This window comes from Candidatus Methylopumilus turicensis (genome assembly GCF_000953015.1).
Lineage (GTDB): Bacteria > Pseudomonadota > Gammaproteobacteria > Burkholderiales > Methylophilaceae > Methylopumilus_A > Methylopumilus_A turicensis.
In genome coordinates this window covers 717147-740517 of sequence record NZ_LN794158.1, presented here as the reverse complement: position 1 = coordinate 740517, position 23371 = coordinate 717147, and the positions used below count along the sequence as shown (strand labels likewise).

19 protein-coding genes are annotated in these 23371 nt (G+C 46.3%); 6 read left to right on the top strand and 13 right to left on the bottom strand.

The window, feature by feature from the left end; translation table 11 throughout:
- Nucleotides 1–9: 9 nt before the first annotated feature.
- The 9 genes from pheA to BN1209_RS03710 form a co-directional block, all read right to left on the bottom strand.
- Nucleotides 10–1077 (bottom strand): prephenate dehydratase, encoded by a 1068-nt coding sequence (gene pheA / locus BN1209_RS03750; RefSeq protein ID WP_045751016.1) that lies wholly within the window; start codon nucleotides 1075–1077, stop codon nucleotides 10–12.
- 24 nt (nucleotides 1078–1101) lie between these two features.
- Nucleotides 1102–2184, bottom strand: coding sequence for a 3-phosphoserine/phosphohydroxythreonine transaminase (serC, locus tag BN1209_RS03745; protein WP_045751015.1), 1083 nt, complete (start codon nucleotides 2182–2184; stop codon nucleotides 1102–1104).
- A 26-nt stretch (nucleotides 2185–2210) separates the two neighbouring features.
- Complete coding sequence (gene gyrA / locus BN1209_RS03740) at nucleotides 2211–4769, bottom strand: DNA gyrase subunit A (protein WP_045751014.1); 2559 nt, start codon at nucleotides 4767–4769, stop codon at nucleotides 2211–2213.
- 122 nt (nucleotides 4770–4891) lie between these two features.
- Entirely contained in the window at nucleotides 4892–5719 is an 828-nt protein-coding gene (locus BN1209_RS03735; RefSeq protein ID WP_082048451.1) for a triphosphoribosyl-dephospho-CoA synthase, read from the bottom strand.
- A complete protein-coding gene (locus BN1209_RS03730) occupies nucleotides 5716–6606 on the bottom strand; it encodes an ATP-grasp domain-containing protein (protein ID WP_144402541.1) in 891 nt (296 codons plus the stop codon). The genes BN1209_RS03735 and BN1209_RS03730 overlap by 4 nt, the downstream gene beginning before the upstream one ends.
- 20 nt (nucleotides 6607–6626) lie before the next feature.
- The gene (gene mch, locus BN1209_RS03725) at nucleotides 6627–7622 is read right to left on the bottom strand and encodes a methenyltetrahydromethanopterin cyclohydrolase (protein ID WP_045751012.1); all 996 of its coding nucleotides are present in this window, start codon (nucleotides 7620–7622) and stop codon (nucleotides 6627–6629) included.
- A 26-nt stretch (nucleotides 7623–7648) separates the two neighbouring features.
- The gene (locus tag BN1209_RS03720) at nucleotides 7649–8749 is read right to left on the bottom strand and encodes an ATP-grasp domain-containing protein (protein WP_045751011.1); all 1101 of its coding nucleotides are present in this window, start codon (nucleotides 8747–8749) and stop codon (nucleotides 7649–7651) included.
- A gap of 8 nt (nucleotides 8750–8757) precedes the next feature.
- Nucleotides 8758–9657, bottom strand: coding sequence for an NAD(P)-dependent methylenetetrahydromethanopterin dehydrogenase (locus tag BN1209_RS03715; protein WP_045751010.1), 900 nt, complete (start codon nucleotides 9655–9657; stop codon nucleotides 8758–8760).
- A gap of 24 nt (nucleotides 9658–9681) precedes the next feature.
- Entirely contained in the window at nucleotides 9682–10686 is a 1005-nt protein-coding gene (locus tag BN1209_RS03710; protein ID WP_045751009.1) for a beta-ribofuranosylaminobenzene 5'-phosphate synthase family protein, read from the bottom strand.
- 207 nt (nucleotides 10687–10893) lie between these two features.
- Between BN1209_RS03710 and BN1209_RS03705 the strand changes: the two genes are divergently transcribed.
- From BN1209_RS03705 to BN1209_RS03690, 4 genes are read left to right on the top strand one after another with little or no spacing between them, the layout of a single operon-like run.
- Nucleotides 10894–12180 carry a formylmethanofuran dehydrogenase gene (locus BN1209_RS03705; RefSeq protein WP_045751008.1) on the top strand — a complete coding sequence of 429 codons (1287 nt, stop codon included), beginning with the start codon at nucleotides 10894–10896 and terminating at the stop codon, nucleotides 12178–12180.
- A 22-nt stretch (nucleotides 12181–12202) separates the two neighbouring features.
- On the top strand, nucleotides 12203–13879 hold the full coding sequence (locus BN1209_RS03700) for a formylmethanofuran dehydrogenase subunit A (RefSeq protein WP_045751007.1): 1677 nt from the start codon (nucleotides 12203–12205) through the stop codon (nucleotides 13877–13879).
- Nucleotides 13876–14799, top strand: a complete 924-nt coding sequence (gene fhcD / locus BN1209_RS03695; protein ID WP_045751006.1) for a formylmethanofuran--tetrahydromethanopterin N-formyltransferase — start codon at nucleotides 13876–13878, stop codon at nucleotides 14797–14799. Before BN1209_RS03700 ends, fhcD begins: the two co-directional genes overlap by 4 nt.
- Nucleotides 14796–15602, top strand: a complete 807-nt coding sequence (locus tag BN1209_RS03690; RefSeq protein WP_045751005.1) for a formylmethanofuran dehydrogenase subunit C — start codon at nucleotides 14796–14798, stop codon at nucleotides 15600–15602. The genes fhcD and BN1209_RS03690 overlap by 4 nt, the downstream gene beginning before the upstream one ends.
- A gap of 58 nt (nucleotides 15603–15660) precedes the next feature.
- Here BN1209_RS03690 and BN1209_RS03685 read toward each other — a convergent pair whose 3' ends face one another.
- The 4 genes from BN1209_RS03685 to typA form a co-directional block, all read right to left on the bottom strand.
- The gene (locus BN1209_RS03685; RefSeq protein WP_045751004.1) at nucleotides 15661–16227 is read right to left on the bottom strand and encodes an IMPACT family protein; all 567 of its coding nucleotides are present in this window, start codon (nucleotides 16225–16227) and stop codon (nucleotides 15661–15663) included.
- A 21-nt stretch (nucleotides 16228–16248) separates the two neighbouring features.
- Nucleotides 16249–16716, bottom strand: a complete 468-nt coding sequence (locus BN1209_RS03680) for a DUF302 domain-containing protein (RefSeq protein ID WP_231855158.1) — start codon at nucleotides 16714–16716, stop codon at nucleotides 16249–16251.
- Between the two features lie 40 nt (nucleotides 16717–16756).
- A complete protein-coding gene (locus BN1209_RS03675) occupies nucleotides 16757–17461 on the bottom strand; it encodes a response regulator transcription factor (protein WP_045751002.1) in 705 nt (234 codons plus the stop codon).
- A 234-nt stretch (nucleotides 17462–17695) separates the two neighbouring features.
- Nucleotides 17696–19504, bottom strand: a complete 1809-nt coding sequence (gene typA, locus BN1209_RS03670; protein WP_045751001.1) for a translational GTPase TypA — start codon at nucleotides 19502–19504, stop codon at nucleotides 17696–17698.
- Nucleotides 19505–19932: 428 nt separating this feature from the next.
- Between typA and BN1209_RS03665 the strand changes: the two genes are divergently transcribed.
- Nucleotides 19933–21633: a DEAD/DEAH box helicase gene (locus BN1209_RS03665; RefSeq protein WP_045751000.1), complete on the top strand. Its 1701-nt coding sequence runs from the start codon at nucleotides 19933–19935 to the stop codon at nucleotides 21631–21633.
- A 230-nt stretch (nucleotides 21634–21863) separates the two neighbouring features.
- Nucleotides 21864–23258 (top strand): DEAD/DEAH box helicase, encoded by a 1395-nt coding sequence (locus BN1209_RS03660; protein WP_045751947.1) that lies wholly within the window; start codon nucleotides 21864–21866, stop codon nucleotides 23256–23258.
- Nucleotides 23259–23371: the final 113 nt, after the last annotated feature.

The following is a 23371-nucleotide window of genomic DNA, read 5'->3' as shown; positions in this document are numbered from 1 at the left end:
TAGGCTTAACTAAACCACAGCGACGGGATAGGATCCCAATACTTTAACAAACGATGCGCGTTGCTCAATCTCAGCCAAAGCTTGTTTGACATTGGTATCTTGGTGGTGGCCTTCAATATCCACAAAAAAGATATATTCCCACAAACCCATTTTGGCTGGACGAGACTCTAGTTTCGTCATACTCACATTGTTTTTGGATAAAGGCTCTAACATCGACACCATTGCGCCTGGAACGTTCTTGGTAGCGATCACTAATGAGGTTTTATCTTTTCCTGAAGCAGCCACATCGTGATCAGCCAACACTAAAAAGCGCGTGGTATTTCGTGGGTCATCTTCAATATTGTTCGCTAATGTATTGAGCGCAAAAATTTCAGCTGCACGTAAACTGGCAATCGCGGCAGCCCCGCTCTCTGTGCTAGCCAATCTGGCCGCCTCAGCATTACTGACCACAGCATGACGCTCCGCATTAGGCAAATGGCTATTAAGCCATTCATGGCATTGCGCTAACGATTGTGCATGCGAATATACTTTCGTCACGCCAGCTTTATCTAGTGATTGACTCAGTAGATTATGATGAACAGAAAGCTCAATTTCGCCGCAAATATGTAAACGGGTTGCGGTGAGTAAGTCCAACGTACGACCCACTGCACCCTCCGTTGAGTTTTCAACAGGCACTACACCATAATGGGCTTGGCCCGACTCCACCATGCGGAACACTTCATCAATCGATGCACATTGCATCGGTGAAGAAAGCCCACCAAATTGCTTATTGGCCGCTTCTTCACTAAACGTGCCGATTGGCCCAAGAAACGCTACCGTGAGTGCTTTTTCTAATGCGCGACAGTTAGACATCACACTACGAAAGATTGCCGTCACTGCCTCTGCTGGCAATGGGCCACCATTCAAGTCCACCAAACGACGCAATACTTGCGCTTCGCGCTCTGGACGATAAATCGGGCCACCGCCTTTAAGCTCGCCAATCTCACGTGCATGTGCCGCACGCGCATTCACCAGCTTGAGCAATTGCTCATCAATGGCATCAATTTGGTCTCTGTGTTGTTTTAAGATGTCTGACATAGTGTTTTTCCTGAATCAGCAGGATTAAGCGTTAGCCTTTGCAAAAGACTGCATAAATTCAATTAAAGCTTTTACACCTTCAATTGGCATTGCGTTATAAATCGAAGCGCGCATCCCGCCAACCAATTTATGGCCTTTTAACTGCAGCAAACCATTTTGTTGCGCCTGTTTTAAGAAGGACTCGTCTAAGGCCGCGTCTTTTAATGTGAAAGGAATATTCATGCGTGAGCGATTTTCAACTGCAATTGGCGAATGATAAAAATCTGACGCATCTAAATAATCATACAAAAGCGATGATTTCTCGATGTTGATTTTTTCCATCGCAGCCAAGCCACCTTTAGCTTTTAGCCACTTAAACACCAAGCCCGCCATGTAGATGCCATAAGTGGCTGGCGTGTTATACATGGATTCATTATCCGCGTGAATTTTATAATCAAACATGGTTGGCGTGCCAGCAATCGTCTCACCAATTAAATCTTCACGCACAATCACAATCGTTAAGCCCGCAGGGCCAATATTCTTTTGTGCACCAGCATAAATCACACCATATTGGCTCACATCCATAGGACGGGAAAGAATATGAGAAGACATATCACACACCACAGGCACATCGCCTGTTTTTGGCACATCAAAAATCTCAACGCCACCAATCGTTTCATTGGATGTAAAGTGGAAGTAAGCCGCGTCTTTATTGAGCTTTAATGCAACCTGGCTTGGCGCATAGGTGTAGTTTTTGTCTTTGCTAGAACCAGCAATATTCACTTGGCAATAACGCGCTGCTTCATCAATGGCTTTTTTAGACCAAATACCACTATCCAAATAATCAGCCGATTTTTTCCCGCGTAGCAAATTCATTGGCACCATCGAAAACTGACTATGCGCCCCACCTTGCAAAAACAATACTTTGTAATTGCTGGGGATAGACATTAACTCACGTAAATCGGCTTCAGCTTCAGCGGCGATGCTCATAAACTCTTTACCGCGATGACTCATTTCCATCACTGACATGCCCGCGCCATGCCAGTCCATCATCTCATCCCTCGCTTGCGCAAGGACTTCTTTTGGCAATACCGCTGGGCCCGCTGAAAAATTAAAAATTTGCGTCATGAATTACTTTCAACCATTTCCAATGCTTACGCTTCAGCGCCTTCTTCATCGTCGTCCGTCTCAACTACTTTTTCTAAGCCAGATAACTTTTCGCCATCACCAAGATTAATCAGGGTGACGCCTTGCGTTGCACGACCTAATTCGCGAATCTCTTTCACGCGGGTACGAATTAATACGCCGCCAGTAGTAATCAACATGATTTCATCATCGTCATTGACCAAGCGCGCAGCAACCACCAAACCGTTACGCTCACTAATGGCTATCGCTTTCACCCCTTGTGTACCACGACCTGAGTGACGGAAGTCGGCCAAGACAGTACGTTTACCGAACCCGTTTTCAGTCGCAACCAACACAGTTTGCTGATCGTTTTCCGCAACTAGTAGCGATAACACTTGCTGATCTTTTGTAATCTTCATCCCACGCACACCGCGCGTATTACGACCCATCGCACGGACGTCTTCTTCGTCGAACCAAACAGCTTTACCACCGTTTGAAACCAAAACAATATCTTGTGTGCCGTTAGTAATTTCAGCACCAATCAAGTAATCACCGTCATCAAGATTAATCGCGATAATTCCTGATTTACGTGGGTTTGAAAACTCGTTTAAGGCAGTTTTCTTCACAGTCCCCATTGCCGTTGCCATGAATACGAAGCGATTTTCGTCAAATTCTTTTACTGGCAAGATCGCGTTAATTTTCTCGCCCTCGCTCAATGGGAACAAGTTAACAATAGGCTTACCACGGCTTGTACGGCTGCCTTGTGGCACTTCATAAACTTTAAGCCAATAGACTTGACCAAGGCTTGAAAAACACAGGATGTAATCGTGAGTATTCGCCACAAACATCTTATCAATAAAGTCATCTTCTTTCGTTGCAGCCGCTTGTTTACCCCGGCCACCACGACGTTGTGAGCGATATTCTTCAAGTGGTTGCGATTTGATGTAACCCGTGTGCGATAAAGTCACCACCACGTCCTGTGGGGTAATTAAATCTTCTAGTGATAAATCTTGTGCGTTATGCACGATTTCACTACGACGCTTATCACCAAACTGTTGGCGAATCGCTGCAAGCTCATCCACAATCATTTGGGTGACACGGCTTGGGGTAGCCAAAATATCGAGCAAGTCAGAAATGATATCCATCACTTCTTTGTACTCATTCACAATTTTATCTTGCTCAAGACCAGTCAAGCGTTGCAAGCGCATTTGAAGAATTTCTTGTGCCTGAACATCTGAAAGCTTGTAACCGTTAGGTGACAAACCAAAATCAACTGACAGACCATCTGGACGCGAAGCTTCCATTGAAGCGCGCTTAAGCATTTCTTCAACCACTGGCGATTTCCAAGCTTTCGCCATCAAGCCTTTTTTCGCTTCTGGTGGGGTTGGTGCAGCTTTGATAATCGCAATCATCTCGTCCACGTTGGCTAACGCCACAGCCAAACCTTCTAGCACATGACCACGCTCACGCGCCTTACGAAGTTCAAATACGGTACGACGGCTAATGACCTCACGGCGATGACGCAAGAACGCTTCAAGCATCTGCTTAAGGTTAAGCAAGCGCGGTTGACCGTCAAGCAAGGCCACCATATTCATACCGAAAGTGTCTTGAAGCTGGGTTTGTTTGTAGAGGTTATTCAGAATCACTTCTGGCACTTCGCCACGCTTAAGCTCAATCACCACACGCATACCAGATTTATCAGATTCGTCGCGCAAATCTGAAATACCTTCAATCTTCTTTTCGTTGACTAATTCAGCAATTTTTTCAACGAAGGTTTTCTTGTTAACTTGGTATGGAAGCTCGTCAACAATCAGCGCTTGGCGACCGCCACGCTCCAAATCCTCAACGTGCGTACGACCACGCATCACCACACGGCCACGGCCTGTGCGGTAGCCTTCTTTTACACCAATGGTGCCATAAATAATGCCCGCGGTTGGAAAGTCCGGTGCCGGCACAATTTCAATCAAGTCATCAATCGAAAGCTCTGGGTCTTTCAGCAAGGCCAAGCAAGCATCCACTACTTCATTTAAATTGTGTGGCGGAATATTCGTCGCCATGCCCACCGCAATACCAGAGCTACCGTTAATCAGTAAGTTAGGAATACGCGCTGGCATAATCAATGGCTCGTGCTCTGAACCATCATAGTTAGGTCCAAAATCAACCGTTTCTTTATCCAAGTCTGCTAAAAGCTCGTGCGCAATCCGTGCCATACGGATTTCCGTATAACGCATCGCTGCCGCATTATCGCCGTCTACAGAACCAAAGTTACCTTGACCATCCACCAACATGTAACGCAAAGAGAAATCCTGTGCCATACGAACGATGGTGTCATAAACTGCCGTGTCGCCATGCGGGTGATATTTACCGATGACATCACCAACAATACGAGCAGATTTCTTGTAAGGGCGATTCCAGTCATTGCTAAGTTCGTGCATGGCGTAAAGCACACGTCTATGCACCGGCTTAAGTCCATCACGAACATCAGGAAGCGCACGACCAACAATCACGCTCATGGCGTATTCAAGATACGAACGACGCATCTCATCTTCGAGGCTAATAGGGAGGGTTTCTTTTGCGAATTGATCCATATTGTTCTATTGGCTTTAAGCGTGGATTAAAAGGCAAATTTTACCATGATTAAGGCGGATAAATCACATGCGAAACGAGAAAGAAAACCCCCTTGAAAATATCAACAGCTATGCTCAACTTCTCAGCCCGATAGCAGGCGGATAGCAAATAATGTTGCAACTGTTAAATCCGCACTCGTGCCCGGATTAATGCCGCGTTTTTTGAGTTCAGTATCCCAAGCCAATAAAGTTGCTTGGTAAAGCTTAGGGTTTTCTTGAGAGGTAAAACTTTGGAAGTGTTTTTTTGCTTCTTGCTGAATAGCTTTTGCGACTTGATTGCCATACTTTCTAGCAATGTGACTGTCTTCAAACCCAGCCAAAAAAGCCAAATATGTTGCGGTCACCGCCCAAGCTGGACGCTCCCATTTGGCTAGATAATGTTGGTAGGTCGTCAAGCCAAGATTAAAAATATCCTGATAGCCATTGGCATATTGTTGCGCGATTAAGTCTCTATCTGCAGCCACCCTCATCGCTTCGAGTAATGAGATTTGTGGCGTCTGATGGACATCGTGCTGTTGCACCTGTCCAAGCCCTGCTGGCTTTGCAATTGAAATCGCTTCATAAACCTTAACAGCGTCATCCACAGTGAGATTATTTAACACTTCCTGCAGGGCATGATGACTAAAGCCATCTTTTGAATAAGCAGCTTGAACCATAGGTGCGGCGAGCAACACGATGCCTAGATTAGTATTACACCCCACCGCCTCCCAAGTGGATTTGATGGCGCTTAAAACTCGCTCGCCAACGCTTAAATTCGGAAGTGCAATCACTTGCGATGAAGCATCCGCGCTTTTAATAAAATCCTGCACCACCATGCCATGTCCGTCGGCAAACAAATGGACATTGCCTGGCTTTAGGGCGCCCAGCTCCGCCATGCAAGCGTCGCGATAAAGAAAGGCGACATCGCTCACGACATCAACCCCAAGCAATCGTCTACTAATGTTTGTGCTATATCCACATCCACAACGCCTTGCAGACCTTTCCAAGCGGGGATGCTATTTACCTCGAGCACATACAATTTGTCATGACGGTCACGAATAATATCCACGCCACAGTAATCAATATCTACTGCTTTGGCGGCAGCTTCAGCCAGCACACAAAGTTCGCCATCATGCGCCATCGCCTCACAGCGTCCACCGAGTGCTACATTATTCACCCAGCTCTCGCCGTGGCGAACCATCGCCGCAATGGCTTTACCGCGAATCACAAATACACGATAGTCGTGCCATGTCCCCTCACCGCTGTCGATATAGCGCTGCAAGTAATACAACCCATCCACATGCGCTTCCATCGGCACAGGCAATGTATCGCCCTGCTTAATCAATCGCACACCGTTGCCTTGTGAGCCAAATAGCGGCTTGATGACAAGTGGCCTATCTGCTGCGATTTCTTTTTTCATAAGGGATTGGGCTTGATGACGAGATTCGCACACCCAAGTATCTGGCGTAGCAATACCGTGATGGTGCAAGAGAAAGCTAGTCATGGCTTTATCTACAGTGCGCTCAACTGCGCGGCCATTGTTGTAAACTTTAACGCCCAGTATTTCTAAAGCGTGCAGAATATCTAAACGGGCAATCACTTGTTGCAAGGTGCCTCCCGGAACGCCGCGAACAAAAGCGAATTTAGGCAAGGTGTCGAAGCCCGGAATCACCACACCGCGTGAACCAGCAGTGAGATCTAAAAAGCAATCTTTGAGTGAGATAAAAACAGCTTGATAGCCGCGCAAAGCAAACGCTTCTTTTAAGCGATTGCCATGCCAGCCTGGATCGTCAGTCAAGACAGGTATTTTTGTCATCACAAAACTTGTCACTAAAGAACTTAAGCCTGATAACCAAACGATTGGTTAATCAAAGCTGCATCCAACTTACCACCGGTGAAGGTGTTGCCAGACTCAAGCGCTGTGATGGTCACAGACGCTGGGCTAAATAACATGGGGTCTATCTTGTAGAAATCCATATTCACTGATTTAAACACTTCGGCAAATGGACGGCCGTAATCACGTGATGAACTACTTGGCAACGCTTTGGCTAATTTTGCCGCTGCGTCATCCGAGCCTTTTACAAATAAATGCGCATGACCGCCAAACAAAATCGCATCGTTAGTACGCCCCATGCCGATCAAGAAATCAGGCGCTGGTGGCGGTAATGGTGCGCTCGCCATGCCATCCACAACATGGTCTAGCGGGAAATGTAGGGTATGGATTTTATGCATCGCCACTTCGAGCACACGCGCAACGATTTGCACTGTGCCAGCCAAACTGCGCGTTGGGGTAAGAATAAAGGTTAAGTTTTCAATCGCCACCCCCGTGTCACGCGATACTTTTTCAATCACTTCAACAGGGGGCGCTTTATCACTCTCAAGCACTAAACAAGCAGCGTTCGCTTGGTCTTTGTAACCAAGCTCCTTAAACAAATCCTCACGGCCCGCAATCGCGCGACCTGGTCCTGAACCCAGTGAAAAGAATTTCTCATGCGCCAAGCTCCAGCCAGCATACTGACTACCTAAGCAAGACAAAATTGGATGATTTGAATGCACAGAAAGCATCCAAGGCCAGTGTGAAAAAGTAGTTGATGTTTGCAAATTAACATGGCCCAAACCACCCATACAGATTTCCGCAATTAATCGCCCCGCTTCCAAGCCGCCAGGATGCTCAATCCCTGCATCAACAATGGTTGCACCATTATCAGACTGAGCAACGCCCAAACGCAGCTGTTTAGCGTTGGCCACTAAAAGGGCAACCAATGGATTGCTTAGTGCATTCACACTCGGCCAATTAGCGGTGTCGAGCCGCGCAACTTGGTTAGATTCAGACATTAAAACTCCTACCTATTTTCAATAAATTACTTAAATAATAAAGCGGAAAGCTGTTCAACTCTCTCAACAACCAAGGCCTTTGCTTCATCTGCTGTATTAGCATCAGCCAAAACGGTGCAGATAGGTTGATGCTTTATTATCGCCGTGTGTGGCATGGGAATATCCGCTACCCAGTCTGGCCAAATGAGACTTTCAGAAATCAATAAGTCCTGCTCGGCATATAAAACACTTCGGGCTTTTGAGCGACCTGGGATCAAAGGGAAACGACTTAAGTCCCCATTCACCGCCTGCACATGTAAGGCAAATAAATGGCATTCTTCTGATTGATACAAATCCAACGTGGAGCTTAATCTTGGGTTAATTTCAAGCACCCAAAACGCTTCACCTCGCCAAATCACGTCCAAGCTATTTAAGCCTCGCAACCCAAATGCCGCCGTTATTTTTTGTGCCGTATCTGCTAATGCGTTTTTAATCGCAACAGGCAAGTCCGCATGCCCAACAATACCACCATAGCGATACGGCTTACCCGCCATCGGGGAAACCCATTGCCGATTAAATCCAATGACTTTCACCTCGCGACCATTTGCAACAAAGAGCATCGATATTGGCGTGCCTTCGATGGCGCGCTGATAATATTTTCCCACAGGTAAGGTCTGATTTTCTGGGGCATCAAGCACATGCGACCCTCCCGATCCGCCCTCTTCTTTGCATAGCCATCCCTCAGAATCCACAAGAGGATTAAAACTCACTTCAGGATGCGGGATCGCTAAACGATCCAGCTCGCCAAAAAAATATTGGGCATCTTTTAGATTACGAACCACCTCAGGGCGATTGCCTAATAATGGCATTCGCTTCGCTACAAGTGCGATCAGCTCTGGCTGTGCTTCAAAACCACTCCCATAAGCAAAGCCAAGCATATCAGTGGTATCGACTCGACTTAATGCCGATGCAAACTGCTGCGGGTCAAAGCCACTAGGATGATACTCAATTTGTTCAATATATTCGGCTGCGGCTTGCGTATCGACATCGGCAAACACATCGAAAGCTACTACCGTATAGCCCGCTGCGACGGCTGCCTTGACAAAAGGCCTTGAAGAAATTGCTGCAATTAAGACGCGTTTATTCAAATGACACCTTAAGCTAGCAAACTTTTGCGCGCCATCTCAAAGGCTGATAAAAAATCCAAATAATGTTTATGTTCTGCGTCCAACATTAATTTGAGCAAGTTGTGTTGTGTTTTGTACTTTACGTTGCCAATTGCCAGGGCACCAATCCCAAAAGCGTTTATGCCTGCAATTGCCGTTCCATCAGCAAATACATCTACGCCTTCAGCACCTGCTGGCGGCACTGCGTTGACATCAGCCACGACTTTCAAGTGTTTAGCTTGCGCCATTTGACCTAGACTCAATACTTGCACACCTGCCGCCGCCGTACAGAGTGCAATCTCGGTATTTTTAAGCACTTCAATTTTGGCAGCGTCACTCGCGCCATCCACCACAATAATATTCACACCATAACGCGCATTGTATGCATCAGCCTTTGCTTGCGCATCGGCAATATTGCGATGTGAAACCATTTGCACTGTTGCGCCATATTTAGCGGCAATCACCGCCGCACAGCCACCCACTGGGCCAGTTGCGCCAAATACACTCACGCGGCGTCCACTTAGATCCCCACCAAAGTTTTTGGCGAGATGCTTTTCAACTTTAGCCATCATGCCAGCGGCTGTTGTAAATGCACCTGATGGGTCAGCAAAAACAGACACTTCAAATGGCGGCACCATGGCTTTTTTAGCCTCACTAAGCATATCCATGGCCACATCAATATCACGACCACCAATGAATATACTTTCACGTTTTACGCCACTTGGGCCTCGAGAAAAAATGGCATCTTGAACGAGGCCTGCGACTTCATGCATTTCAACGTGGGTGTAAGGCATGATTTTGTCGAAGCCCGCATCAAACGCCATATTCACATCAAATGGGCTCGCGTTTTTTGCCGCAGTGATCAAATGCAGGATGGATACTTTTTCCATGTTTTACGCTTTCAATTCTTAAAATTACTCTTGACTGACAACGATCTGACTAGGCTGATTATTCGCTTTGGTCAGTACAAACTCTAAATTTTGCTCATGCCCAAATGTCGCATTAAGTTGGTTGAGCTGTGTTTCGGCTTCTAGTTGATTTTCAAATACTGCGAAGCCTGTCGGACCCCATGAGCTTTGACCGAAGCAGTGCACACCATTGGCCTGTAATTGACTAAGCACTTTAGCAACAAGTGGACTTGTGTATCGGCCACCACCCTGCACAGGGGCAAAGTAATCACCTGTAACGGATTGCAATGTTTGAATGGCATGGCCAAACGCTGGCAAATCACGCTCTGCAATCGCGGGCAAAGCCCGCATTAATACTTGGCGACATAACAATGTCGCTGATGCTTCTGGAAATATGGGAAGCTTTTGAAATGCTGATAATTCATGCGTACCATGCACGCCAGAGTGGCCTTTATCGAAAATCAATAAAATCGGCCAAACTTCAGGAAACTCAGCACGTGCAATCACTGGAGGAACAGGCGATGTCGGCGCACGACCACCATCAACAATCAAACCGCCTGTGGCAAATGTGCCCAAGCCAATACCAGAACGTGTTCCGCGTTGCGTGAACAATGCAATGTCATTCACGGTTAAATTGCATCGATACAGCGCGCTCATCGCCATACCCACAGCCAAAGACAACTGCGTGCCCGAGCCCAAGCCAGAATGCTCAGGAATCACTTGATCTAGTTGAATATGCACACCACCATCAATTCTTAGATGGCTAGCCACTTGCTGAGCGATTTTAATGGCACGCTCTGCACCCTCACCTTCAGCTGTAAACGTCTCGGATGGACGAATTTTTAATGACGTGACAGGCGCTTGCAAGCTTAAACCAATGCTACCGAACTTACGACCTAAGCCACCATTCAGATCAAAAAATCCCATGTGCAAACGTGAAGACGTAGTGACATTAACATTACAACGGGCGGCACTCATTGCATTTACCATATCAACATTTAATTTGGTCATAAAAAGTGGCGCCCAACTGCTTTTTTTGAAGCACTTATTGTAGCGCAGACACTAGGTTTTTCCTATGTCTAAGCGGAATGACTATTCCAGTTAAAAGTCCAAAATTTCTGAAGTTTAATCACGTTAGTTCAACATGGCCGCGAATTAAAGAATTAAAATAGACCCCTATATAAATCACGCTATTTTTAAAAAGATAAGGTTTTTCTGATGGCAAATTTCAGCGCTTCGACTCTTGAAAACGTCACTTGCCCTGCTTGCGGATTACTTTGCGACGACATTCGCATTGAGCGCGATAACTCGGGAAAACTTAAAGTCATCGACAAAGGCTGTGCTAAAAGTGTGACATTTTTTGAGCGTGCCGTTCAAACCTCAAGCCCAAGCATCGCTGGAAAAGTTGTTTCTTTAATTGAAGCGGTGAATAAAGCGGCTGAAATTTTACGTAGGAGCAACCAGCCACTTATTGCTGGCCTAGGCACCGAAGTGCAAGGTATGCGCAGCGTATTGAGTCTTTCTGACAAAATTGGCGCAACGCTAGATCACATGAATGCTTACAGTAACTTTCGTAATACGTTGGTTTTACAAAACTCCGGCTGGCAAGTCACTACACTTACAGAAGTGCGCAACCGCGTTGACCTGCTATTAGTCATCGGTACTGACATCGTGAGCCACAACCCCCGCTTCTTTGAGCGCAATATTTGGAACAAAGAAAGTATGTTCGACCAAGACACCAGTGCCCGCGAGGTGGTGTATTTGGGTGGTCAAAATATCGACACTTCCTCCGGTATTTCACCTAAGGGCGTTAAGCCAACGGTGCTTCCTTGCAACCTAGAGCGATTGCCAGAAGTTGTTGCCGCTTTGCGGGCGATTATTTCAGGCAAAACTTTAATGGCAACTGAGGTTGCAGGCATCCCAGTCAGCGATTTACAAAGCTTAAGCGAACGTCTTAAAGCGGCTAAATATAGCGTTGTAACTTGGGTGAGTAGTGATTTAAATATTTCCCATGCAGAACTCACTATTCAAAACATTACTGAACTTGTGATTAAGCTAAATGCAAAAACACGCTCATCTGGCTTGCCGCTTGGCGGCTCAGAGGGCGATTACAGCGTCAACCAAACCAGCACTTGGACCAGCGGTTACCCTGTGCGAAGTCGTTTTGCACGCCAATATCCAGAATACGATCCACACCATTTCAGCGCAGAAAAATTACTCGCCAATGGCGAGGCGGATGCCCTGCTTTGGATAAGTGAATTTAACCCAGACAAAACGCCACCTAATGTGACCATTCCGAAGATTGTGATTGGTCATGCTAATTTGCAGGCCAGTATGAAAGTAAGTGATGCTGATGTGTTTATCCCTCTTAGTACTGCAGGCATAGACCACACTGGCACGATGTTCCGAATTGATAGTTCAGTGAGCTTACCGCTAGGAAAATTACGTGAAAGTACATTGCCAACTTTGGCTGAAGTCATGACTGCCATTGAAGCAGCACTGTAAAAGAATATAAGAGAGCAGAACCATGTTAATTAAATTAAGCGGCGGCAAAGTTTACGACCCTGCCCATCAAGTTGATGGAAAAGTGATGGACATTTACATCCGTGACGGACGCATTGTGAGCCGCCCACGTGATGATGAAACCATAGACCAAACCTACAACTTAAACGGTAAAGTCGTCATGGCTGGCGCGATTGATATGCACACCCACATCGGTGGCGGTAAAGTGAACATTGCCCGCATGATGCTGCCTGAAGACCACCGCGCAGACCCAAGCCAGCATAGCGCATTGTGCCGATCTGGTTGTGGCCATGCAGCACCTTCGACATTTACCACAGGTTATCGTTATGCAGAGATGGGCTATACCGCAGCCTTTGAACCAGCGCTTTCTCCTGTAAATGCTCGCCAATCACACTTAGAAATGGGTGACACCCCTATCATCGATAAAGGCGGTTATGCCATGATAGGCAGCGATGATTATTTCTTGCGGATGCTGGCGGCAAAGAAAGACCAAAACGCGATTAACGATTACGTCGCATGGATTATGCATGCCTCACAAGCAATTGGCATTAAGGTCGTCAATCCTGGCGGCATTAGCGCATTCAAGTTCAACCAACGCGCCTTAGATTTAGATGAACAAAATGCGCATTACCAAGTAACGCCACGTGAAGTTCTAAAGGCTTTATCTCGTGCCGTTCACGAGCTTGGCGTGCCTCACCCATTGCATGTCCATGGCAATAATTTAGGCGTGCCCGGCAACATGGAAACCACGCTTAAAACCATGGGGGCTTCTGAAGGCTACCCACTCCATCTAACGCACATTCAGTTTCATAGTTACGGCACTGAAGGCGATCGCAAGTTTTCATCTGGCGCAGCCCAAATTGCTGAAGCGATTAATAAAAACAAACACATCTCAGCCGACGTTGGTCAGATCCTGTTTAATCAAACAGTGACAGCCTCAGGCGACAACATGCGTCAATTTGCTAACGCCCCACTAGGTTCACCACGCAAGTCTGTGATCATGGACATTGAATGCGACTCTGGCTGCGGCGTGGTGCCATTCAAATACAAAGATCAAAACTTTGTGAATGCCTTGCAATGGGCGATTGGCCTCGAGATTTTCTTGCTCACCGATGACCCGTGGCGTGTTTTCTTAACCACTGACCATCCAAATGGCGCGCCGTTTACTAGCTATCCGCACCTCATTAAATTGCTGATGGATAAAACCTTCCGTAACGATATGTTCGCAAAACTCAATTTAGATGCACAAGCCATGAGCACGCTAACCAGCATAGACCGCGAATATAGCTTGTACGACATTGCGATTATGACGCGCGCTGGCGCAGCAAAACTGGTGGGCTTACACGACAGAGGACATTTGGGCGTTGGCGCAGGGGCTGACATTACCGTTTACACAGACAACCCGGACCGCGAAAAAATGTTCGAAAAACCTGATTACGTCTTTAAAGACGGTGAACTTGTCGTTAAAGACGGACAAGTGGTTAAAGTGACTTGGGGACACACACACACAGTCAAACCCGAATTCGACCGTGGCATCGAAAAAGATATTAAGAAATATTTTGATACTTATCACACCATGAACATGGAAAACTTCAAAGTAAGCAGTGATGAAATTGCAGAAGGTGGACGAGGCGGTGTCGTTGTTCAAGCCTGTGAAGGTCGAAGGGATAAATCACTATGATCATTAACGGCGTACACATTGACGACACCTTTGCCGAAGCATTTAATATGCGTGGTACGCGAGTCATCATTACGGCACAAAATCACAAATGGGCTTATAACGCGGCAAACGCAATGACAGGGTTTGCAACCTCAGTCATCGGTTGCGGGGTAGAAGCTGGGATTGAGCGCGAACTTAGTTCAGAAGAAACACCTGACGGACGACCTGGTGTTGCAGTTTTAATGTTTGCGATGGGCAGCTCTGTACTGATGAAGCAACTTGAAAACCGCATGGGACAAACCATTCTGACCTGCCCAACTGCCGCCGCATTCTCAGGCATTGATGGCAATGAGCAAATCAACCTCGGTAAAAACTTACGATTCTTTGGAGATGGATTCCAAATCTCAAAACAATTTGGTGGAAAACGGTATTGGCGCGTACCCGTGATGGATGGTGAGTTTATTACCGAAGAAACAACCGGCATGGTGCGTGCTGTCGGCGGCGGCAACTTCCTAGCTTTAGCAACCTCTCAACCGCAAGCATTAGCCGCTTGCGAGGCTGCGATTGAAGCCATGAGAAAAATTCCGAACGTCATTATGCCGTTCCCTGGCGGTATCGTTCGCTCAGGCTCAAAAGTGGGCTCAAAATACAAAGCATTATTTGCTTCAACCAATGATGCCTTCTGCCCAACATTAAAAGGCCTCACCAACACACAACTTTCTGATGATATTGAGTCTGTGATGGAAATCGTCATTGATGGCTTAACCGATGCAGACATTCGCAAAGCCACTTATGTCGGCATTGAGGCGGCTTGCAAGTTGGGGGCTGAGAATGGCATTCGCCGGATTTCGGCAGGCAATTACGGCGGAAAATTAGGCCAGTTCCAATTCCATTTGCGCGACATCATGAACGACAAAAGTTTAAGCGGAGAATCAGCATGAGCGCTTTAACCTTTACCCTCAAAAAAGACTTAGCGCAAAAGCTAGATGTATCACGACTTACGCCTGATTTATTGGCAGATAAAAGTCTGCATGATATTGCGGCGACTTTGCTTTGGTATGGCAAACAACAAATACCAGCGAGCGAGGCTTTCACAATCACTGGCAGCGACACAAACAACATCGTGTTTGATGAATGCACAGCCAAAATTGATTATATTGGTAGCGGTTTAAAATCAGGCACCATCAAAATCAATGGTGATGCAGGCGCATTTCTTGCATTCCAAATGCGTAAAGGCAACATCACTCTCAATGGCAATGCGGCAGACTTTGCGGCATGCGGCATGGCTGGTGGCTTAGTTCAAATCAATGGCAACGTGGGCAACTATCTTGGCGCTGCGCTTGTGGGCGACAGAAAAGGGATGCAAGGCGGGATTGTCATTGTGAAAGGCAACGCTGGCGAACGTACTGGCGACCAAATGCGCCGCGGTATGATTCTGATTGAAGGCAATGTTGGTCAATATTGCGCGAGTCGCATGCTGGCTGGCACAATCGGCGTACTAGGAGACGTTGGTGAGTATGTTGCTTACGGCATGCGTCGAGGCACACTTCTTCTGACCAAAACACCAAAATTGCATGCGACAATCCAAGATTGCGGTACCCATACCTTGCCATTTTTAAGCTTAATGTTAAAGTCATTGAGCGACTTGCCAAGCAAGTTTGCAGAAATTAAACAAAACCGTGTGCAGCGCTTTGCTGGGGACATTGGCAATGATGGCAAAGGTGAAATTCTGGTGCTCAAATAAAGAAGCGTTGAATAATCAGTAGTAAAAACAAAGGGCGCTTATGCGCCCTTCATACCATTTATTGTTGCCCAAACCTTTTCAACACAGCCTCAACACTCGCTTCTGGCAGACTCACTAACACCGTTACGCCATCACCAAAAGCTTTATCAAGCAACACGCCATCGATCTTAGCCAGCTCGCGGGTAAAGTAATCCAGCTCCTTATAATCGAGCTTAAGCTGCAATTGCTTCATTTCCACATAAGGCACAATGATTGCATCTTCAATCGCCAACCTACCCGTGCCCCCATAGGCTCTCGCCAAGCCACCTGTGCCCAAATTAATCCCGCCGTAATAACGAATCACGCCGACACAAACATTGATCAAATCGCGCCCTTCAAGAAACTGAAGGATAGGCTTACCCGCCGTACCAGACGGTTCACCCGCATCGCTAAAACGCTGAACAATACCCTGCTCTGTTTTTAAACGAAAAGCATAAGCCAAATGGTGAGCGCTTTGATGTTGACTCGCCAATTTACGCAAACAAGCGCCAACCGCACGCTCATCGGCGCAATACTCAGCTATCGCAATAAATCGCGATTTATTCACGGTATATTCGGCAAAGCCAGCTTTGGTAATTTTTAACAAAAGACAACCTGAGAAATGGGACTAGATATCGCCTTTTCTGGCTTTATCGATGATTTGAATTAAAGTATTTTCTAACGCTTGTGCCGCTTTTTGCGCACGCGGCGTTGGATTTTTAATGCTTTTTAAATCGTAAGTGGGTCGATCAATCGCCAAATAGAGCTGGCCTTTTTGTTCATAAATCCCAATACGACATGGGGCAAAAACCACAAACTCTGGATGATCGAGCATGATTTCCGCTCCCAACCCCAAGTTACAAAACGAACGCACTTCCAGCACACCTTCCGGCGCTTGACCCCGTAGCTTCATGTGTTCCCCGATTGGAAAATTAGCAGGATTCACAAAGTTCAGGCCTTCAGAGATCACTTTAAGACTGGTAATCACATCGTCATAACTGACGTTAGGTTCAACAGGCACGACATAGATCGCTTTACTTGAATCAATAGAGGGGAGCGGCTTCGCGGCAAAAGATATTGAAGATGCTAGTATCATCACCGCCAAAACACAGAAAAAAGTTAAGTGATTTACACGACTAGACAGTTTCATTTGGAACTTGCATCAAACGATAACCATAGCCATGAATAGCAACTAATCTGACATGTTCGGATTGTGCACCGATATTCAGTTTATTTCGAATCCATGCAACGTGCACATCCAGCGTGCGCGACAAACCTTCTTCACTTTGACCCCAAATACGCATCATTATGTGTGTGCGAGAAAGCGGCCGATCCAGATTTGAAAAGAAATAATGCGCGAGTAAAAACTCTTTATCGGTGAGCGTCACTTTTGAATCAAAAAACTCAACGGAACGCTCAGCATTTGAAAATGTATAACCCACGATAGTCTCGGGGAAATTATTCTTTTTAGGTGCGCCATAAGTGCGTCTTACAAGCGCGTTAATGCGAGCCATTAACTCTTTAGGACGAACAGGCTTGACTGAGTAATCATCTGCGCCAGAAGACAGAGCGTTAACAATATCTGCTTCGTTATCGTTAGAGGTCAGAAAAATCACAGGGGTTTTAAAGCCAAGCTCGGTGCGAATATGCTTGAGCACTTCAAAGCCATCCATGGAGGGCACATTCCAGTCCAAAATGAACATGTCATAAAGCTCTGCTGGCAATGTATCCACCAAATGCAAACCATCGCCAAAGATTGACACCTCATGTCCATTTTTCTTCAACAGGCTGGCTAGATCATCAGCAAGTGATTTTTCATCTTCAAGTATGGCGATATGCATTTTTGTATTCTTAATTGATTTAAATTTAATATAAAACAGATGCTAAGCTCGCATATTTAAGGCGAATTTAAACATTAAATATGGATTGAAAATCGTTGTAAACACTTGCTTGAGGCCATTCTAGCATAATTTGAAACATCTCAAACTAATACAGTTATGTATCAATAACCTGTCGAATATATCGCATAAAAAAAGCCGACCATCTGGCCGGCTTTTTTAAGTGACTAAGATCAATTAGTCTTTAGAAGCACGTTTACGCTCATGCTCAAGCAAGTAACGTTTACGGATACGAATAGACTTAGGTGTCAATTCCACCAACTCATCATCATCAATAAACTCAACTGCTGACTCTAGCGTTAACTGAACCGCTGGCACCAAACGCACCGCTTCATCAGTACCTGAAGCACGAACGTTCGTTAATTGCTTACCTTTCACAGGATTCACAATCAAATCGTTTTCACGACTATGGATACCAATCACCATACCTTCGTAAAGCTTGTCGCCTGGTACTGAGAACATACGGCCACGATCTTGCAATTTCCATAAGGCATAAGCCACAGCTTCGCCCTGCTCTGCTGAAATCAATACACCGTTACGACGACCTGGCATGTCAGCTTTTACTGGTGCGTATTCATCAAAAATATGCGCCATTAAGCCTGTACCACGTGTCATGGTTAAGAATTCACTTTGGAAACCAATCAAGCCACGCGCTGGAATTTTATATTCCAAACGTGTACGGCCATTACCATCTGATTCCATATTTTGTAACTCACCACGACGACGACCCAACTCCTCCATCACCGCGCCTTGGGTATCATCTTCCAAGTCAACTGTTAAGATTTCGTATGGCTCACATTTTTGACCGTTAATTTCACGGTAAACAACACGCGGTTTACCCACGGCCATTTCAAAGCCTTCACGACGCATATTTTCCAAAAGAATGGTCAAATGCAACTCACCACGACCTGAAACACGGAATACATCAGCATCTTGTGTATCTTCAACACGAAGAGCCACGTTGACCAACAATTCTTTTGTAAGACGGTCACGGATCTGACGACTCGTCACAAACTTACCTTCAGTTCCAGCCAATGGTGAGGTGTTGACCATAAAGTCCATGGTCAATGTTGGCTCATCCACACCCAAGATTGGCATGCCCACTGGATTTTCTTTATCCGCAACGGTGACACCAATACCAATATCTTCCAAGCCAGAAATAATGACGATATCGCCAGCTTCCGCTTCTTTAACTTCCACGCGCTCTAAACCACGGAAGCCCAACACTTGGTTAATACGGCCTGTTCCAGTTTGTGTATCACCATTCATGATCACCACTGCTTGGCCTGGCTTGATACGACCATTCCAGATACGGCCAACGCCTAGACGACCAGTGTATGTTGAATAATCAAGTGCAGATACTTGCATTTGCAATGGCGCATCACTGTCACCTTTTGGCGGCTCAACGTGACGCAAGATTGTTTCAAACAATGGACGCATGGTGTCTGACGACTGACTCATGTCCAATGTAGCGAAACCGTTCAATGCTGAGGCATACACAACAGGGAAGTCTAGTTGCTCATCTGTTGCACCTAAGTTAGCGAACAAATCAAAAGTTTGGTTAATCACCCAATCAGTACGTGAACCTGGACGGTCAACCTTATTAATTACAACGATTGGTTTTAAACCAAGCGCCAACGCTTTTTTAGTCACGAAACGAGTTTGCGGCATCGGGCCCTCAACCGCGTCAACTAGCAACACTACACCATCAACCATCCCCAATACGCGCTCAACTTCACCACCGAAGTCGGCATGGCCTGGGGTATCCACGATATTAATGTGTGTGCCTTCAAAATTTAAGGCAGTATTTTTAGCAAGAATCGTAATACCACGTTCTTTTTCAATATCGCCAGAGTCCATCACACGCTCGTTCACCGCCTGATGGGCTGCAAAAGTGCCTGCTTGCTGTAATAACTTATCCACCATTGTGGTTTTGCCATGGTCAACGTGAGCGATAATGGCGATGTTGCGTAAATTTCTAGACATAAGATTCCGTGGCAAATAGTAATGCCGGTTCATTAAAAGGTCCGGATTTTAACACAAGTCATGCGCAATACCGTACAAAAGCATCCCTATTTACAGTTTAGTTACATAAAAGGTTTTGACAACACAGTCACAATCTATATACTGCGCGCTTCGGTGTGACATTCAAACATGGTTATATGACATTTTGATGATGACTCACCTGAATATTCATCGCCCTAGCCTCTCGAAGCCCGTTGTTACATTTTGCGGCTTTCTTGTATTGATTACCGGTTAGTGGCAATGCCCGTGCGCCGGTAAAAATGCATGCTTAATTATTAAATTAATTTCATCAATGTATTGCGCTGTTCGAGTTATCCCACATGCCATTTGCATGGGTAATTTCACAGTGTCTGCTTGCGCCCTTAATGAGTTTTTTATAAGGGAATACCATGTCTAACGACGTAACATTTGAAAGTTTAAACCTACACCCATTAATTCTTCGTGCCATTGAAGAAGCTGGCTACACTAACGCCACACCTATTCAAGCACAAGCAATTCCAGTGGTCATGGATGGCCATGACTTGATGGCTTCAGCACAAACAGGCACAGGCAAAACTGCCGCCTTTGCTTTGCCAGCACTTAACCTGCTCGCAACACCACATGAATCTAAGAGCCGTGGTCCACGTATCTTAGTATTAGTCCCAACACGCGAATTAGCAGCACAAGTTAATGAAGCTGCACGCAAATACGGTAAGTTCATCCGCGCTCGTACAGTGAGTATCGTTGGTGGTATGCCTTACCCACTTCAAAACAAACTGCTTTCACAACCTTTAGATATCTTGGTGGCAACACCAGGTCGCTTGATCGATCATATGGAACGCGGCCGTATTGATATGTCACGTTTACAAATGTTGATCTTGGATGAAGCTGATCGTATGTTAGATATGGGCTTTATGCCTGATGTAGAACGTATCTGCGAAGCATTGCCAGCAGAGCGTCAAACACTATTATTCTCAGCAACATTGGATGGCAACATTGGCCGTATCGCGCATCAAATCTTGCGCAACCCAAAAACAATCCAAGTGGCATCACAAACACAAAAACATGAAAACATTGAGCAACGTTTGCACTATGTTGATGACATGACACACAAAAATAAACTGCTTGAGCATCTATTGATTGCACCTGAAGTGAATCAAGTGATTGTATTTACTTCAACCAAACGTCACGCTGACTTGCTCGCTGAAGACTTATACGCAGCTGGCCATAAAACAGCCGCTTTGCATGGCGACATGACACAAGGCGCACGTAACCGCACCTTAACTAAACTTCGCCATGGCGATGTAAAAGTATTGGTAGCAACAGATGTGGCTGCCCGTGGTATTGACGTGGCTGGTATTACACACGTAATTAACTACGACTTACCAAAATTCGCTGAAGATTACGTTCACCGTATCGGCCGTACTGGCCGTGCTGGTAACACTGGTATCGCGATTTCATTTGCATCAAACATGGATCGTCACCAAGTGCGTAAGATTGAACAGTTCACTGGTCAACGCTTAGAGCCTAGCGTGATTGCTGGTTTTGAACCAAAACGCGCTGCGCCACGTACTGACGGCCCTAGCCGTTCAGGTCGTCCTGGTGAGCGTTCAGGTCGCCCATCAAATGGTCGTCCAGGCGACCGTAATGGCCGTCCTTCAAATAATAGCTTTGGTGATCGTGGAAACGATCGCTCAGCTCGCCCAAGTGGTGATCGTGAACGTTCATTCGGTGACCGTGCTGCTTTTGGTGATCGTCCAGCGGGTGATCTTAACAGCCGTCCATCAAACAACAGCTTTGGTGACCGTGCTGCTCGTCCAAGCGGCGACCGCGATCGTTCATTCGGTGACCGCGCTGCAAGTGGCTATCCAGGCAACAACACAGGCTTCAAACCACGTAGCCAAGATGGCAACGCAAATAGTCGCCCTAGTGCTAGCCGCCCTGAAGGCAACCGCAGCTTTGCTGGTCGCAATGAAGGTGGCCGTGATGGCAACGCAAACAGCCGTCCAGGCGCGAGTCGTCCAGATGGTAATCGTGGCGGTGACAAGTTCGGCGGCCCTAAGCGTGCTGATGGCGACCGTGCAGCACGTCGTCCACGTAACTTTGCTTAATTGTAAAGCCGTCACTATCTGTCATGCCGGACTTTGGCGTGTGAATAATTTGTTTTAACAGATATATTCCACGGTTAAGACCCCTGCGGTCTGATCCGGCATCCATTTTATTAAAAAAGATGGACCCCGCATCAAGTGCGGGGTGACATGAAATCAGGTCGCAGATTTGTAAAATGATGTGATTTAAAATTAAAATTATATAAACAAACAATAGAGTGAGCATTGAGACATTGAGTACGGAAAACATTAGTTTTGCATCTCTCAATCTAGCGCCTGAAATCCTTAAGGCGTTAGACGAGTTTGGCTACACCACCCCAACGCCGATTCAAGCGCAAGCGATACCAATCGTTTTGCAAGGCCGTGATTTGATGGCTGGCGCGCAAACAGGTACAGGTAAAACTGCCGCCTTTGCGTTACCCATGCTACAAAAATTAATGCCGCTTGCTAGCACGAGTGCCTCACCTGCTCGCCATCCGATTCGCGCACTGATTTTAGTGCCGACACGTGAATTGGCGATCCAAGTGGAAGCTAGCGTTAAAGTGTATGCCAAACATAGCCCTCTTCGCTCACTGGTTGTTTACGGCGGTGTTGATATCAAAACGCAAACCCCGCACCTGATGAAGGGTGTGGAGATTTTGGTGGCAACACCAGGTCGTTTACTCGATCACGTTGAACAACGCACATTGCAACTCGGCCAAGTCCAAATGTTGATTTTGGATGAAGCCGACCGCATGTTAGACATGGGCTTTATGCCTGATTTAAAACGCATTTTGGCTTTATTGCCAAAACAGCGTCAGAACCTCATGTTCTCAGCGACATTCTCGACTGAGATCAAAAAGCTTTCTGAAGAATTCTTAACAGACCCAGTGCTGGTTGAAGTGGCGCGAAGCAATGCCACCAACGAAAACGTAACGCAAAAAGTCTATCACGTGGCACAAGATGACAAGCACGCCCTGCTCGCTCAAATCTTAAACGAGACAGAGACGAAACAAGTCATCGTCTTTACCAAAACAAAACTCACAGCAAGCCGCTTGGCGCGCCAATTAGTCCGTGAAGGCATCTCAGCTGATGCAATTCATGGCGACAAATCACAAGCTGAACGTATCCAAGCTTTGGATGCTTTCAAGCAAGGTAAGATTAACGCGCTTATTGCGACTGACGTTGCAGCCCGTGGGTTGGATATCGATCAATTGCCCATGGTAATTAACTACGAAATTCCAAGCGCACCAGAAGATTACGTGCACCGTATTGGCCGCACAGGCCGTGCTGGCGCATTAGGGATTGCGATTTCATTGGTTTCACCGGATGAAGAGAAGTATCTCAAAGAAATTGAAAAGCTGATTAAGCGTGAGATCACCAAAGAAACGGCTAACTTACCAGCCCGTGGTTCGCGTTCCAGCTCAAATTCAAGCTCAGACCATAAATCACGTGAGAAATCTTACGACAGAGCGGCGAGCACCCCTCGCCCAGCCCCTGCAAAAAAGAGCACAGACCCTTGGTTTGACAAGCCCTACGAGCCCACAGGCTCAGGAGCTGTGAAACCACAAAGCAATCAGCTTTATAAAACCAACAAACCCAAACGTGAAGTCGCCGCATTACTGGGTGGCCTCCCACGCAAAGGATAATAAAAAAGCCCGTAAGTAACGGGCTTTTTTATTCGGCTAACTTTGTTGAAGTCGTCACAATCTGTGACCACCTATTTTATCGGCATTGATAATGCTTAAGTTTACATTCAACA